Origin of the sequence: Photorhabdus akhurstii, from assembly GCF_018448925.1 — a bacterium.
In the GTDB taxonomy this organism is placed as follows: domain Bacteria; phylum Pseudomonadota; class Gammaproteobacteria; order Enterobacterales; family Enterobacteriaceae; genus Photorhabdus; species Photorhabdus akhurstii.
Genome location: NZ_RCWE01000096.1, coordinates 1 through 955, shown reverse-complemented (window position 1 = coordinate 955; position 955 = coordinate 1). Strand labels below are relative to the sequence as shown.

General features: G+C 50.8%; 1 protein-coding gene. It reads right to left on the bottom strand.

Annotation, left to right across the window (positions count from 1 at the left end; all coding sequences use genetic code 11):
• Positions 1-129 precede the first annotated feature (129 nt).
• Positions 130-955, bottom strand: an 826-nt coding sequence (locus EAE93_RS23880) for a DUF3396 domain-containing protein (RefSeq protein WP_214040722.1), incomplete at its 5' end; no start/stop codon positions are given.

Below are 955 nucleotides of genomic sequence, written 5' to 3'. Positions count from 1 at the left end.
CCAAGACGAGAAACAGTCAGCCCATCGCCATTGAGGAAGGTAAACGCGGTCAGTTGTGATTTCAACTGGGCAAAGTAATCTACAGTTTCCATCATTTTCTCTGTGAGTTATGAGTCGGTGGATAATCAGTTATTCCCACATATTTGCCGCTTCCCGGATCAGATGCCAGAGGGTTGTGCCCGGTTTTGTACCTGGAACATCAAAAGACATCGTACCCTGAGCAAAGAAGTACTGCTTGCCCGGCAAGCTATCGGTTTGCCAGATCCCGCTGACCAGTGCAGGGTGGTTGCCTCTCAAAGGGGTCACTTGCAGCGGTCCCCGGTCATAACGGGCATACCAGGCCAGGGTGGAAGTTGAATTAAAATGACCCTCACCATAGAAGTGCAATGAATGGCCTTCACGAGGTATCACCCGTATCGGACGTATCAACTGGTTAATGGCAAAATAACTCTCCGGGACACTGCCCGGCAGTGGCGTTAAGTCCGGGTATTGACCGGCCCGGATAATCAGGCCATCACGGTAAGAACTAATCACCACATCCCGGTAGGGGCGCAGCACCTGACGTATCCAGTATTCCCCACCCAGTCGGTTTACAAATCGTTTAGACAGCAGGGTGATCCAGTTAATGCCCCGGATGGAATGTCCATACTGTAATACCGCAGTATGAACCGCAGAATTGACTTGCAGGGAGGGGTAACGTTGCGCTAGCTGGTACTCTAAAGGAAAGTAGTCATGGTAATCTCTGGGCAGGACCAGACAATAACCGCAGTCCCCACTGTCCGGTTCGAGTTGTTCGCACAGAAACTCCAGCCAGGCCATAAATCGGGGCATGCCCTCTTGTTCTTTCAGATAATCCCAGGGCAATACCAGACTGAGGTAAGAACTACTGTCGTCACCATCATCCTCATCGGAATCTAGGTAATGCATCAGATAGCGAGGGGCTTCATAGAGATTT